The organism is Fulverythrobacter fulvus (genome assembly GCF_037154085.1).
Lineage (GTDB): Bacteria > Pseudomonadota > Alphaproteobacteria > Sphingomonadales > Sphingomonadaceae > Andeanibacterium > Andeanibacterium fulvum.
This window is the reverse complement of record NZ_JBANRM010000004.1, coordinates 158679-173939: the sequence shown is the minus strand read 5'-3', so window position 1 is coordinate 173939 and position 15261 is coordinate 158679. Positions and strand designations below refer to the sequence as shown.

Annotated in this window: 15 protein-coding genes; 10 read left to right on the top strand and 5 right to left on the bottom strand. The window is 59.9% G+C overall.

The window, feature by feature from the left end; translation table 11 throughout:
• Position 1 precedes the first annotated feature (1 nt).
• The 8 genes from WFP36_RS12925 to WFP36_RS12890 all read left to right on the top strand — a co-directional run bounded on the left by WFP36_RS12925 (position 2) and on the right by WFP36_RS12890 (position 9502).
• Positions 2–2848: a TonB-dependent receptor domain-containing protein gene (locus tag WFP36_RS12925; protein WP_336980928.1), complete on the top strand. Its 2847-nt coding sequence runs from the start codon at positions 2–4 to the stop codon at positions 2846–2848.
• Positions 2849–2856: 8 nt separating this feature from the next.
• Positions 2857–3549 carry a nuclear transport factor 2 family protein gene (locus WFP36_RS12920; protein ID WP_336980927.1) on the top strand — a complete coding sequence of 231 codons (693 nt, stop codon included), beginning with the start codon at positions 2857–2859 and terminating at the stop codon, positions 3547–3549.
• Between the two features lie 74 nt (positions 3550–3623).
• Positions 3624–4973, top strand: a complete 1350-nt coding sequence (locus WFP36_RS12915; protein ID WP_336980926.1) for a spinster family MFS transporter — start codon at positions 3624–3626, stop codon at positions 4971–4973.
• Entirely contained in the window at positions 4970–5830 is an 861-nt protein-coding gene (locus WFP36_RS12910; protein WP_336980925.1) for a hypothetical protein, read from the top strand. The genes WFP36_RS12915 and WFP36_RS12910 overlap by 4 nt, the downstream gene beginning before the upstream one ends.
• Before the next feature lie 16 nt (positions 5831–5846).
• The gene (locus WFP36_RS12905; RefSeq protein WP_336980924.1) at positions 5847–6983 is read left to right on the top strand and encodes an oxidoreductase; all 1137 of its coding nucleotides are present in this window, start codon (positions 5847–5849) and stop codon (positions 6981–6983) included.
• A gap of 82 nt (positions 6984–7065) precedes the next feature.
• Positions 7066–8601: an FAD-binding oxidoreductase gene (locus WFP36_RS12900; protein WP_336980923.1), complete on the top strand. Its 1536-nt coding sequence runs from the start codon at positions 7066–7068 to the stop codon at positions 8599–8601.
• Positions 8598–8978 (top strand): c-type cytochrome, encoded by a 381-nt coding sequence (locus WFP36_RS12895; RefSeq protein WP_336980922.1) that lies wholly within the window; start codon positions 8598–8600, stop codon positions 8976–8978. The genes WFP36_RS12900 and WFP36_RS12895 overlap by 4 nt, the downstream gene beginning before the upstream one ends.
• Positions 8975–9502 (top strand): hypothetical protein, encoded by a 528-nt coding sequence (locus tag WFP36_RS12890; protein ID WP_336980921.1) that lies wholly within the window; start codon positions 8975–8977, stop codon positions 9500–9502. The genes WFP36_RS12895 and WFP36_RS12890 overlap by 4 nt, the downstream gene beginning before the upstream one ends.
• Positions 9503–9817: 315 nt before the next feature.
• On the opposite strand, the gene WFP36_RS12885 is transcribed toward WFP36_RS12890, so the two are convergent.
• A complete protein-coding gene (locus WFP36_RS12885) occupies positions 9818–10648 on the bottom strand; it encodes a 23S rRNA (adenine(2030)-N(6))-methyltransferase RlmJ (protein ID WP_336980920.1) in 831 nt (276 codons plus the stop codon).
• A 74-nt stretch (positions 10649–10722) separates the two neighbouring features.
• Entirely contained in the window at positions 10723–11271 is a 549-nt protein-coding gene (locus WFP36_RS12880) for a pseudouridine synthase (RefSeq protein WP_336980919.1), read from the bottom strand.
• 285 nt (positions 11272–11556) lie between these two features.
• Between WFP36_RS12880 and WFP36_RS12875 the strand changes: the two genes are divergently transcribed.
• The gene (locus tag WFP36_RS12875; protein WP_336980918.1) at positions 11557–12438 is read left to right on the top strand and encodes a hypothetical protein; all 882 of its coding nucleotides are present in this window, start codon (positions 11557–11559) and stop codon (positions 12436–12438) included.
• 101 nt (positions 12439–12539) lie between these two features.
• A complete protein-coding gene (locus WFP36_RS12870; RefSeq protein WP_336980917.1) occupies positions 12540–12890 on the top strand; it encodes a hypothetical protein in 351 nt (116 codons plus the stop codon).
• Positions 12891–12942: 52 nt separating this feature from the next.
• Here the strand turns inward: WFP36_RS12870 and WFP36_RS12865 are convergent, their stop codons facing one another.
• The 3 genes from WFP36_RS12865 to WFP36_RS12855 form a co-directional block, all read right to left on the bottom strand.
• A complete protein-coding gene (locus tag WFP36_RS12865) occupies positions 12943–13287 on the bottom strand; it encodes a hypothetical protein (protein ID WP_336980916.1) in 345 nt (114 codons plus the stop codon).
• 7 nt (positions 13288–13294) lie between these two features.
• On the bottom strand, positions 13295–13774 hold the full coding sequence (locus WFP36_RS16815) for a DDE-type integrase/transposase/recombinase (RefSeq protein WP_419716636.1): 480 nt from the start codon (positions 13772–13774) through the stop codon (positions 13295–13297).
• A 327-nt stretch (positions 13775–14101) separates the two neighbouring features.
• Positions 14102–15076, bottom strand: coding sequence for a LysR family transcriptional regulator (locus WFP36_RS12855; RefSeq protein ID WP_336980915.1), 975 nt, complete (start codon positions 15074–15076; stop codon positions 14102–14104).
• Positions 15077–15261: the final 185 nt, after the last annotated feature.

Here is a 15261-nt window from a genome sequence, read left to right as displayed (position 1 = left end):
GATGAAGGTTCCTTTGAACCGGCGCGTGCGCCTTGCTGGCTGCTCGCTTTCGGCAATCATTGTCGCGGTTTCCGCGGCCCCAGCTATCGCGCAGGAAGATTCTGCGGGCGAGAGCGCTGCATCTTCTGAGGCAATCGTGGTGACGGGCTCGCGCATCGCGCGAGACGGTTCCGATGCGCCAACCCCGGTTCGGGTGGCCGACGCTGAAGCGCTGACGCAGTTTTCGCAGGTCAATGTCGCCGACAGCCTGAACCGCCTGCCGTCTTTCCGTCCGGACAAGACGCCAGCAACCTCCCAATTCGATTCCGGCAACGTCGGCGGCAATTACCTCGATCTGCGTGGCCTGGGGGCCAACCGCACGCTGGTGCTGGTCGATGGCCGCCGTTTCGTGCCGAATTCCATTTCGGGCACGGTTGACGTCAACCTCGTGCCCAGCCTGCTGATCGACCGCGCGGAGATCGTCACTGGCGGCGCATCCGCGGCCTATGGTTCGGATGCAGTCTCCGGCGTGGTCAACCTGCTTCTCGACAAGGATTTCGAAGGGCTGCGCGGACAGGCGCAATATGGCCAGGCCGAACTGGGCGACATGCAGGAATATGTGGCCGCTCTCGCCTATGGCGGCAGCTTTGGCGGCGGTGCAGGCCATTTCATCGTCGGTGCGGAATATGTCGACAATGAAGGTTCGGGCGATCAGCTTTCCCGCGGTTGGGGCTCGAATGACGGTTCGGAGATTTCCGTCATCCTCAGCGACAGCACCCGCATTCTTTCCAATCCCGCACCCGGTGTCGGCGGGGTGCCGGCCAATATCATTTCGGCTGGCGCGCGTGTGAGCTTCGGGGCGCCGGGCGGCCTTATTACTTCGGGGCCGCTGGCGGGGACCCAGTTTGCACCGGACGGTTCGCCCTATCCCTTCGAATATGGCGACTACCGGACGTCCCTGTTCATGCTCGGTGGTTCGGGCCCGACCAATTGGTACGCGGTCCCCTTTATCAAGCAAGTCGCTGCAACCAAGCATCTGAGCACCTTTGCCCATCTCGATTACGAGCTTGGCAACGGGGTCGAATTCTTCGCGGAAGGTTCCTACGCCTGGTCGCAGGGGTTTAACTACATCGTCGAGCCGATGGATTTCGGATCGAACGCGATCAAGCGTGACAATCCCTATATCCCGCAAGCCATCCAGGACGAGATGGACGAGCAGAACATCACTTCGTTCCAACTGGGGCGCGTGGGCAACGATTTCGGCCCGGGCAGGTACACGAGTACCAATGAAGTCTACCGGATTGCAGCGGGCCTCAGCGGAGAAATCTCGTCGAACTGGAGCTGGGATCTCTATTACCAATATGGGCGGACCGATTACCGATTCGACGGCGAAAATCTCAAGAACACCGCCAATTACGCGCGTGCCGTGGATGCTGTGCGGGCGGATAATGGCAGCATCGTCTGCCGGGTGGCGCTCGCTGACCCGAGTACCCCCTGCCGACCGCTGAATCTGTTCGGGGAGAACAACTGGTCTCAGGATGCCTATGCCTATGCCTTCGGGGAATCCTATTCGACCCTGAGTTATCAGCAGCATGTTGCGGCGGCCAATGTGCAGGGCGATCTGTTCGATCTGCCTGCCGGTCCGGTTTCTGCTGCATTCGGTGTGGAATATCGCTCGGAAAGCGCAAGCGGGCAGAGCGATGCGGTTTCCAAGGGCAATGGTTTCTTTGTCGGCAACCAGCCAGCCTACGATGGGAAGCTCGGCACTATCGACGTGATCGAAGGCTATGCCGAAACCATCGTGCCTCTGCTGGCTGACCGCCCGCTGGCCGAGAAACTCGAGCTGAACGGCGCGGTGCGCTTCACGCATTACAACCCTGCCGGCTCTGTCGTCACATGGAAGGCGGGGCTGATTTACGAGCCGGTCGATTGGCTGCGTTTCCGGGCTTCGCGCTCACGCGATATTCGCGCGCCCAATATCGGCGATCTGTTCAGCCCGCTGGTGGCGACCTTCCGCGGTATCGTGAACCCGACTACCTTGCAGCAATCGCTGGTTCCCGCTCGCACGGGCGGCAATCCGAACCTGCTGCCTGAAAAGGCTGACACCACCACGATCGGTGCGGTTATCGCACCCACTGGTCCGCTGTCCGGCCTGCGTTTCTCGGTGGATCTTTACGAGATTAAATTGAACGGAGCGATCGGTTCCATCGGTGCCCAGACGCTGGTCGATCGGTGCTTCTCGGGGGCGACGGAGTTCTGCAGTGCCGTGGACATCGATAACCAGGGCGAGATCACGCAGGTGCGTGAAATCCCCTTTAATCTCAATCAGTATATCGCGAGGGGTATCGACTTCGAGCTTGGTTACAGCGGTTCGATCGGTTCTGTCGGGATCGATTTCCGGTCGCTTGCCACTTACACCAAGGATCTGATCACGGTCGATTCCCGTGGTTCCATCAACCGGGCGGGCCAGTCCGGCAGGCCGATCTCGGGTGTGTCGGGTGTGCCCCACTGGATCATCTACAACACCGTCAGCGCCGATTTCGACAAGCTGCGTGTCGCACTGGCTCACCGGTGGATCGCGCCCAGCAAATATGACGCCACGCTGATCGGTCCCGACGATCCGGCCTATAATCCCTCACTGCCGAACAGCATCAACGACAATACGGTCGATGGGCGGCATTATTTCGACCTTACCCTGAACTATAAGCTCGATCTGGGCGGCAGTTCCGAGGTCGATGTCTACGCGACGGTGAGCAATCTGTTCGACACGGATCCCCCGGTCGCTCCGTCCAATTCCGGCGCTACCAACAATGCCTATTTCGACGTTGTGGGCAGGGCCTATCGCGTCGGCACGCGGTTCTCGTTCTGAGCAGGCCGATGGAAGCGGACAATCATCCCGTGTCTCGCCGCGAGTTCGAGGACTTGCGGCGAGAGCTTGACCGGCAGCAATCGATCGAGGCGATCCGCAGGCTCCACTATGCCTACGGCTATTACATGGATCGCCTGCTTTTCGATGAAGTGGTGGCTCTGTTCGAGGATGATTGTTCGATCCATTTCCAGGGCGGGGTTTATCTCGGCAAGGCGGGTGCCAGGCGGCTCTATGGCGGCAGGCTGGGACAGTTTGCACAGCGCAAGGGGCTGCTGGTCGATCACCTCATGCTGCAGGGGGTGATCGACATCGCTCCGGATGGAAACACTGCCGATGCGCGGTTCCGGTGCCTTGTCCAGGGTGGCGTGCATGAAACGGTCGCTGCGTCAGATGGCCGCCGCAATCAATATTGGCACTCAGGACTTTACGAGAATTCCTACAGCCGGACCAGCGGGGCCTGGCGGATCCAGGCCTTCCGCTACACCACTGTGTGGGAAGCGGATTACGATCTTGGCTGGGGCAAGGCCGATCCCACAGGCAATCGGGCGAAGCCTGCGGACACATGTTTCCCGGAAGATCCATGCGGGCCGGATCGGCTTGAGGCCATGCCGGCGCTCTTCCCCGATAACGAGACTGTCCCCTTCCATTATCCAAATCCCGTGACCGGCCAGCGCTGGTCAGCGACTGCCCCGGAAAGCTGAATATGGACGCCGTTGCATCTACTTCCGGCACACCGGCGATTGCAGTGCCGCCTCCCGACACCTTTTCCTCGGCCATGGCGCGGCGCTGGTTTCTGGGCGTGCTCTTCCTCGTGTCGATGCTCAATTACACCGATCGGGTCATCTTCTTCATGATGGTGGACGATATCAAGGTGGACCTTGGCCTGTCGGACTTCGAAATCGGCATTGCCGGAGGTATTTCCTTCGCGCTCTTCCAGACCTTGCTGGGCTTGCCACTGGCCCGTCTGGCCGAACGCCGCAGCCGCACGACGATCATCGCTGTCTGCACCGGCTTCTGGTCGCTGATGACGGCGGCCTGCGGACTGGCGACCAATTTTGCCCAGCTGATGATCGGCCGCATGGGGGTGGGCATAGGCGAGGCCGCCTTCCTGCCTGCGGCATCGTCATTGCTGGGCGATGCCTTCCGCGCAGACCGCCGCGGCGGCGCAATGTCGATCCTGCAACTCGGCAGCCCGGTGTCGGCCATTTTCGCCGCCTTGCTGACCGTATTCGTCGCCGGAACCTTTGGCTGGCGGGTTGCCTTCTTCGTTGCGGGCCTGCCGGGGCTGCTGGTCATGATCCTGGTGTGGAGGCTGCGCGAGCCGGAGCGCGGCAAGGCGGATGGCGTGGTGGAGGAAGCGGTGCCGTCGCTGCTGGATGTGCTGCTGGCGCTCCTGAGGCGGCGCAGCTTCCTGTTCGTTGCGCTCGCCGCCTTGCTGGTGACCATGGGCATGCACGGGATCAGCAATTTTCTGGCCGCCTATTACGGCAGGACATTCGGCCTTTCGACCGGACAGGCGGCGATGATGTACGGCTTCATCAATGCCTTCGCGCTTGGTTGTTCGATGATGATCGCGGGCTTCGGCATGGACTGGGCGGGCAGACTGGATCGTCGCTGGCATGCCTGGATTCCGGCTGCGGGCGTCCTGCTTTCCGCGATATTCTACGCCATCGCCTTCAGCCGGGATTCCATGGTCAGCACCGGCTTCTTCGTGATGCTGGGCGGGCTGACGCAGTTCTTCTTCTATGTGCCCACGCTCACTATGGTCCAGAATATGGTTGGGCCGCGCATGCGGGCTTCGGCCATCGCGATCATTTCCGTGATTACCGGCCTGATCGGGGGCGGGGCCGGGCCAGCTCTGACCGGGGTGTTGAGCGATCGCTTCGCAGTTGCCGCCTTCGATCACGGGGGCGGCGCGTTCCACGCGGTTTGCCCGAATGGCGTAGCGGCGGAGGGGAGCGCACCCGCACTTGTGGAAGCCTGCACCAGCGCGGCTGCCAGCGGATTGCAGGGGGCTTTCCTGGTGCTCTGCGGGCTGTTTGCCTTGAGCGCGGTGTTCTATTTTCTGGCCGCCGGGTTTGTTGAACGCGATGCCTTTCGCCCTGAAAGGAGAGCCGGGGCATGATCGCACGCGAAGCCCTTGTCGCCGCCTTTGATGCCTATCTGCGGGCTCTGGCTGAAGGACGGCCCGAAAGCCTGCCTTTGGATGAAGGCGTGCGGTTTACCGAATGCGGCCAGGCGATGCCCATCGGCAGTGGGCTGTGGGGCACGGTCGAGCAGGTCGGATCGTGCTACGCCCGGTTTGCCGACGTCCGCCTTGGCCAGGTGGCAGGCTATTGCGCGGTTCGCGAAGGTGGCGATCTGGCCGTGCTGATGGTGCGCCTCGCCCTATCGGAAGCCGGGACGATCACCGAAATAGAGACCGTGGTCTGTCGCCGACGGGGCGTGCTGTTCCGGCCTGAGGCAATGTTCGCCCCATCGCCCATTTTGCGCAAGCCGGACTGCCCGCCCGACAGGGAATTCCTTGCCAGAGTGCCGCATCTCTATTTCGACGCGATCATTGCCGACGATGCCGCCATGCTTCCCATCCGCGACGATTGTGTCCGCATCGAATGCGGGGAGGCGGTGACATGTCAGCCAGAAGATGGCGCGCGCAAGGCAGCCCGTGGCTTCGATCTCTACTCCATGGGGGTCGCCGAACAGATCGATTGCCAGTTCTTCTGCTACTGCACTGCGATCGAGGAGCGCCGCGTCTATGTGGATGAGGAACAGGGGATCGCCTTTGCGATGGCCCGGTTCGATTTCCCGGGTACGGTCCGTTCATGGCGCTTCAGGCGTGGGGAAGAACGCCCGACCGAACCGCACCAGCGCGTGCCGCGCTCGATCCTGATCATGGAGGCTTTCCAGGTCGACCATGGCCGGATCACCGCCATCGAAACCATCTTCGAAAATTGCCCCTTTCTGATGCCCACCGGGTGGTGAGCAGCAGGACAAATCAATGCCTCAGGACAACATGGTGACCTCAATTTCGACTGCCAAGGCGACTAATCCGGAAATGGAACCGCTGTTCGCTCCCTTTAAGATCAAGGGCCTGGAATTGCCAAATCGCGTGGTCATGTCACCCATGTCGCGATACGTTTCGCCATCTGGCATCCCCCCGGCAGAATTTGCTGCCTATCACAGGCGCCGCGTGGAAGGCGGCGTGGGGCTGATCATGACCGGCGCAACCGGCATTGCGCGCCCGGCCTCCAATAACGATCCCAACCTTGCCATTTTCCATTCGGAAGCTCTCCCTGTCTGGCAGGACGTGGTCGACAGCGTACATGCGGCGTCCGGCAAGATTGCGCTGCAATTATGGCACGCCGGATCGGCGTGGAACCGCGATGCGGATTTCCGCCCCGGCCCGATAGAAAGCCCGTCCGGCATCAACGATCCCTGGCTTCCGGCAAGTCAGGGCATGAGCGAGAACGACATCGCAGACACGATTGCGGCATTCGCCACAGCTGCCGGAACGGCGAAGGCAATGGGCTTCGACGCGATCGAGATTCATGGTGCCCACGGCTTCCTGATCGATCAGTTCTTCTGGAAGGAAACCAATCGCCGCACCGACAAATGGGGCGGCGAAACCCTGGCGGAACGTGCCCGCTTCGGCATCGAAGTGATGCGGGCGGTGCGCCGCGCGGTCGGGCCGAAGTTTCCTCTTTTCATGCGGATTTCCCAGTGGAAGGCGCAGGATTACTCGGCCCGGCCAATCGAAACACCGGCGGAACTGGAAATGTGGCTGGGGCCGCTCGCGGATGCGGGGGTGGACCTGTTCCATTGTTCGCAGCGCCGTTTCTGGGAGCCGGAGTTCGAGTTTTCCGAAATGAACCTGGCCGGCTGGGCCAAGAAGCTGACCGGGCGGGCATCGATGACGGTGGGGTCGGTCGGCCTGACCGGCGATTTCTTCCATCGCGGCCAACTGCGCCACGCGGCGCTCGACGATCTGATCCGCAGGCTGGAAGCCGGGGAATTCGATCTAGTCGCGGTCGGCCGGGCGCTGCTGGCGGATGCCGCCTGGGCGGAAAAGATCAGGGAAGGGCGCGAGGCGGAACTCAAGCCCTTTGGCCGTGAAGTTCAGGAAGTCTTGCGGTGAGGATGCGGTGAACGCCGCTGCGCTGCGTGAAAGTGAAATCCAAGGAGGAATTGAGGGAATGGAACCTGTGCTGCCAAGGGGATTGAGCAAGTCTGCGCTCGACAGTGCGCTTGCGGCATTCGGGCGTGTCGTCGGCGATGAATGGCTGTTTGCCACCGAGAACGACCGGCTGACCTATACCGATCCCTATGCCTTCGGCAGTGGCGAGAAATACGCCCCTTCGGCCGCGGTGGCTCCTGCGAACAAGGAAGAAGTGCAGGCCATCGTCAGGCTGGCCAATGAGCATCGCGTTCCCTTGTGGCCCGTCTCGCGCGGCAAGAACCTCGGCTATGGCACTGCATCTCCGGCGATTGCAGGCAGCATCGTCGTGGACATGACGCGCATGAACCGGATCATCGATGTCGATCCGAAACAGGCCTATGCCGTGATCGAACCGGGCGTCGGTTTCTTCGACCTGTTCAATTATCTGGAAGAAAACGGCATCCCCTTGTGGATGTCGGTGCCGGGTAATTCCTGGGGCAGCATTATCGGCAATGCGCTGGAGCGCGGCCTTGGCTACACTTCCTACGGCAATCATTACGAGCAGCTTTGCGGCCTGGAGGTCATCATGCCTGACGGCGGGATGATGCGGACAGGGCTGGGCGCGATGGCGGGGAACAAGGCCGCGCATTGCTACAAGTTCGGCTTCGGCCCTTCCTGGGACCAGCTGTTCTTCCAGTCGAACTTCGGGATCGTCACTCAGGCTGGGGTGTGGCTGCAGCCTGAGCCGCAGATGTCGGCCAAGACGCGGATCCGCCTTCCGAAGTTCGAGGATATCGGTTGGGCCATCGACAAGCTGGCGGAACTGCGTCGCCTCAACGTGATCGAGCACAATTTCGTTTTCGGCAATTATCTCCACGATGCAGCAGTGCTGACGCGCCGCGAGGACTGGTACCAGGGCAAGGGGGCACTGCCGGATGCGGTCGCGCAGAAGATCATCGACAAATACGATTGCGGTTGGTGGAGCTTCGGGCTGAACACGACCGGGCATGAGGGCAAGGTCCGTGCACATATGGACGCGATGGCCGCTGCCCTGGGGCCGGGCATCGAACATGAAATCGAGTGGGAGACCTGGGAGAAGGGGCAGCCGATAGCCAGTTCCGCCCGGGGTGTTCCAAGTGTGTTGGCACTGCACATCGTCAATTGGCATGGCGGCAGAGGCGGGCACATGGGCTTTTCCCCCGTCATGCCTCCCGATGGGGCGCTGGCACTGGCACAGGCCAAGGAGATGAAGGGCCGCTTCGACGAATTCGGTCTGGATTACTACACATCGTTCTCGATGGGCCAGCGGCACATCAACAACATCAACCTGATCATTTACGACCGTGACGACGAGGACATGATCAGCCGTGCGCGGGGCCTGTTCGACGCCCTGATTAAGGACAGCAAGGCGAACGGCTATGCCGAATATCGCACCCATGTCGAATATATGCAGCAGATCGCCGACACGTTCGATTACAACGATTCCGCCCTGGCCCGGCTAAACAACCAGATAAAGCAGGCGCTTGACCCCAATGGCATCATCGCGCCCGGCAAGAGCGGGATCGGCAGCAATTTCACCTATGGGAGGACGGCATGAGCCGGAACGTCCGCGCAGTCGCGCTTGGGATTGTCGCCGTTGCAGGCTTGGCCCTGGCCAGCACAGCCTCTTCCGAAACCGGTCAGGTGTCGGCCAATGGCAGTGCAGCGAAAGCGGCCAGGCCGGAGGCGACCTATTTGCAGCATTGCGGCATGTGTCACCTGCCGGGCGGCACGGGCACACGTATGCTGCGCCTGCGGCTGGGCGAAGAGGGCTCGCTTCTGGCTGAGAGGGACGATCTGCCCGGTGAGTATGTCGAATATGTCGTGCGGCACGGCATAAATTCCATGCCTCCGATCACCCGCGCCGATGTGACGGAAAAGGAGCTGGCAGAGATCGTAGCTTACCTGACGCGCGATCAGGAGCGGGGCAAGTGATCGGTCGGCGTAGTTTCCTCAAGGCAGGGCTGATCGTCGGTGCCGGGTCTGTTGCCGGTCCGGCGCTGGCCGCCCAGCGCGGCGGGCGTGCACATCTGCAATTGCTGATCGATGGTCGGCTTCGAGAGGCGGCCAAATTGGCGCGTAACTCGAATGCGCTCACCGCCGATGGCAGTTCCCCTTTGCGCGTTTTTGAGGGCGGAGCCGATCTGACGAACGCGCAGGCTATCATCCAGGAGGCGGGATCGGTGCCGCTCGTGGGCATAACGAGGTTTTCCGACCGGCTGATCTTTGAGGGGCTGGCCCGGCAGATGGGCCATGAATTCCATCTGGTGAGCGATGAGAGATCGGTGAACGGGCGTTTGGCCGCCGGCCATTGGAACCGGCTTGAGCGGGATATGGTCCGTCACCTGAACGTGAAGCTCATACCTGCGGAATGGAAAGCCATCGTGACGAGGCTGGCCCAGGAACGTGGGGCGAGCATCTGGCTTGCCTTGCCCGGCGCTGGGAACAGGGCGAGATAGCTCTGCCAGACGAACAAGACCCCCGACGAGGGTACAGCTTTGCAGTTCATTAAGGAGACGCTGAACCGCCTTGACTGAGTGGCAAAGCCTGAATGGCGTAATTGCGCGGCTTGCGTGGATGAAGCCGGCGCTGTCAGACAAAGTGCACCGGTTGGTAGACCAAACGGACCTACCAGCGTTCCGCTATTAACGTGGTGCAAATGCAGCGCTGGTCACCAGCCAACCTCCGACGTCGAGCAAATCTCGCGAGGTGATTTGTTGGCAACCTGCGGCATGGCAATTCCTCCTTTGGGAGCGGGGATGAGGTGGGTTTCTTTAATCGCCCAACCAATCGGCTGTGATCTCGCCCCTATGCCCTTCCGGCGCCAGCGCGGCGCGCAGGGCCTCCAGCATAGGCGGCAGCGCCTGGGTGAAGGCGTAGGGCGGGTTGACGATGAATAGGCCCGCGCCGTTATAGATGCCGGGCTGATCGCTGTCGTACAACCAATGCTCCACGCACAGGAATTTCGGGATGCCGAGCCTGCGCAACTTGTGCTTCCACTGCGCATGAGTGGGGCGCTCCTTCAGTGGATACCAGATCACCGTCACGCCATGAGCCCATTTGCGGTGAGCGGCGGCCAGGGTGGCCGTGATGCGCGCGCGTTCGTCCGTCTGCTCGTATGGCGGGTCGACCACCACCACGCCGCGAGGCGTTCGGGGCGGCACCATCGCCAGCCAAAGCTCGTAGGCGTCGCGCTCATGCACGGCAGCGGGTGTGCCGCGCATCACGCCGCGCAGGGCGTAGGCGTCCTCGGGATGTTTTTCGTTGAGGATCAGGGAATCCTGCGGGCGCAGAAGCTGCGCCAGAATCTGCGGCGAGCCGGGGTAGAGGTGCGGCTCGGCCCCGACATTCACCGCCTCTACGGCGGCGCGGTAATGGTCCAGCAAGGGGTTCGTGTCGGCAAAGGCCCGCAGCACGCCCTGCATGGACTCGCCGGTGCGTTGGGCCTCATCGCCGTAAAGGTCGTACAGCCCGCAGCCGGCATGAGTGTCGATCAGGGTCAGCGCGCTCTCTTTGAGCTGCAAGGCTCGGACGAGGGCGATCAGCAGGCTATGCTTCACGACATCGGCGCTGTTGCCGGCATGGAAGGAATGGCGATAATTCATTGGGCTGTAAAATCCTGACGACTTGCCTTGATGACGATTGAGAGCGTAGCGGTGCCTCCCGCTGTTGACTTCGCCTAGACAGAGATATCCTCGAACTGGCCCGGTGCGATCCCGGCGACAGTCCAGTCGCCGATCGACCAGCGCACCAGCCTGAGAGTGGGCAAGCCGACCGCCGCCGTCATTCGGCGCACTTGCCGGTTGCGCCCTTCGCGGATGGTGATTTTCAGCCAGCTGTCGGGAATGGACTTGCGCTGGCGTATCGGCGTATCGCGCGGCCACAGGTCCGGCTCGTCAATGCGCGCAACTTCGGCCGGCAGGGTCATGCCATCTTTGAGCCGGACGCCCTTCCGCAAGCGCTCCAGCTCCAGTTCCTGTGGATCGCCTTCGACCTGCACAAGGTAAGTCTTGGGCAGCTTAAAGCGTGGATCGGCAATTCGCGCCTGCAGCCGCCCGTCATCGCATAGCAGCAGCAGGCCCTCACTGTCCCGATCGAGCCTCCCAGCGGGATAGACGCCCTTCACCGCAATGAAGTCCGACAATGTCGAGCGAACCGTTGGCGATCCGCGGTCGGTGAATTGCGACAAGACCCCGAAGGGTTTGTTGAACAGAAGCAGCCGGGCCATCTGGAGCTCATATCGCTCGATTGCGGCTATGTCTTCAGGCTCATGCCGCTGCCGGATAGGCTGCGTCGGCGCTGTCAGATCAGATGCGCCGGGCCTTTTGGGTAGGCGAGGGTAGGGCGTAGCGACAGGCGCACGTTCTCGACCAGGCCGTTGCGCTTGGAGCAGGCTGCGGCGGCTGGAGACGCGCCAAGGAGCCCAGATGCTCAGAGTCGATCAGCCGGCGGATCCCAGAATGATATCGGCGGTTGGGAAGACGAAACTCGATTGCTCGCTTGGCCCGCAGACATGGTCACCGACGCCTATCAAGGCGTGTTCAACAATCGGGATATGAGTGCTGAACAATTCCTTTCGGGAGTGATTGTTCCCTTACATCGCAAATATGCAGACCAAATGCCTGGATTTACAGGCCTAAATCCCAACGCATCCGCCTGGGATCCTCTGCTCAATGCCATGAAAAGCAACCTGACCGATGACGGTCGGATCGTGGGAAATCGAGAGATCAACTTTGTGTACGAGGTGAGAGCTACAATTAAGCAGAGGGCAATTGGCGAGTTTTACACAAATGAAAACACGGCATTTGCTGCGGGAGTTGTCACGGAGGTAACTGGAGCTGAACTCTTTGAATCTGATGGGCATATTGCTCGAATTAGAGAGGAGAATACTGATTTCGCTGCTGGTGAGTGGGCCGGATTCGTCATCAGCATTGGTGATCCGCGGAGCTTGGCAAAGCATGGCTTGAGAGAAGGTGTTGAGGGGCTCGGCGAAGCAGGCATCAGAAATAGCGACGATGCGGTAGAAGCAATCGCACGGCACACCGATGACTTTGCAGAGATATTCTACCGCAAGCTTGACGAATTTATGGTCGCCGAAGGTGATGACGCGGCGCGTCTGGCGGATGAATTGGCGAGCATGTCCATGCATGGTTCTGGGGATAGGCTTGTCCTTGGAAGGCATCCCGGCTACATTCAAGAAGCCATGCAAAACGGCGGGGTTTGGTATGAAACTCCTAATGATTTCTTCCGCCGGTTGGAAGCGTATGGGGGGTGGATTTCGCAGATGCCAAGGCCTGGCAAGTCAATGAATCGGTTCTGCGTCAACAAATGCGGGGAGGCATCGCTCGAATTGATATTACATCAGAGGGTTTGGAGCATGCAGCAAGAAATCTAAACTCGTTCACGGCACGTGAGATTAGGTTCATAGAATCGAATTTGGATCAATATGGATACGTTCTACGTGGATCGAGCTACGTAAAAAGATAGATAGCCCCGATGACGTCAAAGACATTCTCCAAGATTGCAGAACTTGTCGCCAAAGCTGGCGGCAAGGTTATTAGTGAAGAAGCTCGGAGTGGCTTTCTCGAATTGATCTTCGAGAAGATGGGGCGGATATTTTCATTGAAATATCATTTTACTGAAGGAATAAGTCTTTCGTGTATATATAAGTCTGGTGAGCGCATTGATGTTCTAAGCAAAATATATCCATTTGTTGGGGATTCGCATTCTTTAGAGGATGTTTCATATCATATAAAAAATACCCCAGGTTCTTCAAATATGGTGGAGCACGCTGGAATTCTTATTGGAATGATACCGAAGTTCTTTGAGCTTGAGAAACTGCGCTGACAGTGCACTAGAATTCCGGGTAGAATTCGGGATTACGGTGACAGTGCACTAATTATGCCTTGGCGGGTTTTGGTCCCCGTTTGGCGGGTCTGGGATTGCGCCCGGCAAGTTCCGCCACCCGATCGAGAAATGCGTCCTCGCCCAATGGGCGGCCCACCGGTTCCGAGCGGCGCAAAGCCTGCGAAAGTTCAAGGTCTTCGCTTGCCTCGATCAGTGCGGCGATGTCCGGGAAGCGGTCGAGCACCGGACGAGCGGCGGTGGGCCCGTCGCTTAGCGCCAGATCGAACAGATCGTGTGCGCTCGACCAGCGCCATTCGCGCGCACTTTCGACGAGGCGGCGCTTACGGGATTGAGCGCGATTTAGCGCAATACTGCGGCCAAGAGGGCATAATTTCATCCAGCAGCTATTGACGCGGCATCCTACACATCAAAAGCGGTTGATCAGAAGTCTGGCATTGTCTCTCTGGGGTGAGTTGGCGCTGGATGACGAAGCTGTTGTAGATCGCACAGTGAGTGGAAGCGAAGCGCTGAGCCTGCTCTGGGGACTGGAAACGCTGCATCTTTCGTTCGTGCCTTCGCAACGGAAGGTGGGAATTTTCTGCCCGATTGTTCTCCTGCAATCGCCCGGGCTGGTGCAGTGCCAAACCACTCTGTACGCACGACGAGGCCGGTATGAAGCAAGGCGGTCGGTGAGGATCCTGTCCGGCGCGAAGCTTTGGTTCTTTCGCAGTTTTCTCAGCAGTTTCATCGCGGCGGCCTTGTTCCGGGCTTCTGCACGAGTACGTCCAGGGCTTCCCTTTCGTTGTCGACAGCTCGCCGCATGGACATGCACTTGGCGCCGATGCGAACAACCATTTCGTCGAGATGCCGCAGGCCGTCGGCACGGCCGCGTCTGCGCCGAATGTTCGTTGCGATCGCCGGACCGAACTTGTTGCCCAGCACCGGAGATATCTACCTCAGGCCGATCCTACGCTCTGCGAGCAGGTCTTCGACACCCGCATGCTCACGCCGAACCGGAAATGCGGCGAGACCGGGTGGCGGATGATCTCCGGCGGAAAGCGATGGCGTTTGAAGGAATTGGGCTTCATCGCCCTCTGTTTGCCGACAAAAAACTCGCGTGTGGATACAAGTTGCGGTTAGAATGCAGCGACCATCTAAGTCGCTATCTGGGTCAAATGTTCTGAATGTAGACACGCCTTTGAGCCCGCCCTTCAGTAATTCAGTTCCCTGTTCTGGAATAGATCGCACAACGTTCGGCGGGCCCAAAGGATGAACGGGTCATTATTGAACCTCCGGTGCCAATACTGGTTGATGGTCAGGCTCGGGAGGTAAAAGGATGGCTCCAGAATCTTTATATTGCCGGATCTCTGGTAATATCGAGCGATGGAGAGGGCGGTGGTGGCAATAAGGCCATCGTTCTTTTCCAAAATGAGGGGAATGGATGCCATGTGCGGGGTTTCGATCCGAACCTTGCGATAGAGCCCTTCCTTCTCGAACAGGTCGAAGATCGTCGTGCCGGTTTGAGCGCGTGTGCGCGATTGGAGCATGATGTGCTCGCATGAGGCATATTGTTCCACGCTGATCGTGCCGGTGATCTTGTGGTGCTGCGATGTTACGATAACCAGCCTGTCTTCATAGAGTTTCTGACAGAGTATGTCGGCAGATGCGGTGTTGATCGTCCCGACATAGAGATCGAGTTTCCCTTCGCCGAGCAAGGGCATGGCCTCTTCGGCGGTATAGGGCAGGGAGAGAATTCTGCCTGTTGCATTGTGCTCGCGAAGATAGGCGGCCAGCTTTGGCAGGATCGCCATGTCGCCCGCGTCGCCAAGAGCCAGCATCAAGGGGCGGTCGGACTTCTCGGGATCGAAATTGTGGCTCGGCAGCAGAGTGACGCGTGCCAGTCTGATGATCTCAGTGACATAGCCTGAAATCTCGATGGCTCTGGGCGTGGGTGCCATGCCGTCCTTCGCGCGGACGAACAGGGCATCGCCGAATACTTCGCGCAGGCGTTTCAGCGCGTGACTCACTGCGCTTTGCGACATGTTCAGTTCTTCTGCGGCCTGTGAAACGCTCTCGCAGCGCAGCAGGGCGTCCAGGATCACGAGCAGATTCAGATCGAGTTCCCGCAGTTTTTCCCTGCCCATATGCCCTCCCGGTTCACCTGCAATTCGGCCGTAAATATGCATGCCGTCAATAATGATTATCGCGTCAGTGTTATAGTGAACGGAAATTGGCGGTGATAATCAGCCCTTCGCCGAGGGATGAGAGCGGGTGGATAAACCCGGCCCCCGGTGCGGACCGCGCACGCCAAGAGGCGCGGCACGAGCAAAATGCGAGGGGAGGATTAAATGAGGCTCCGTACATTTCTTTG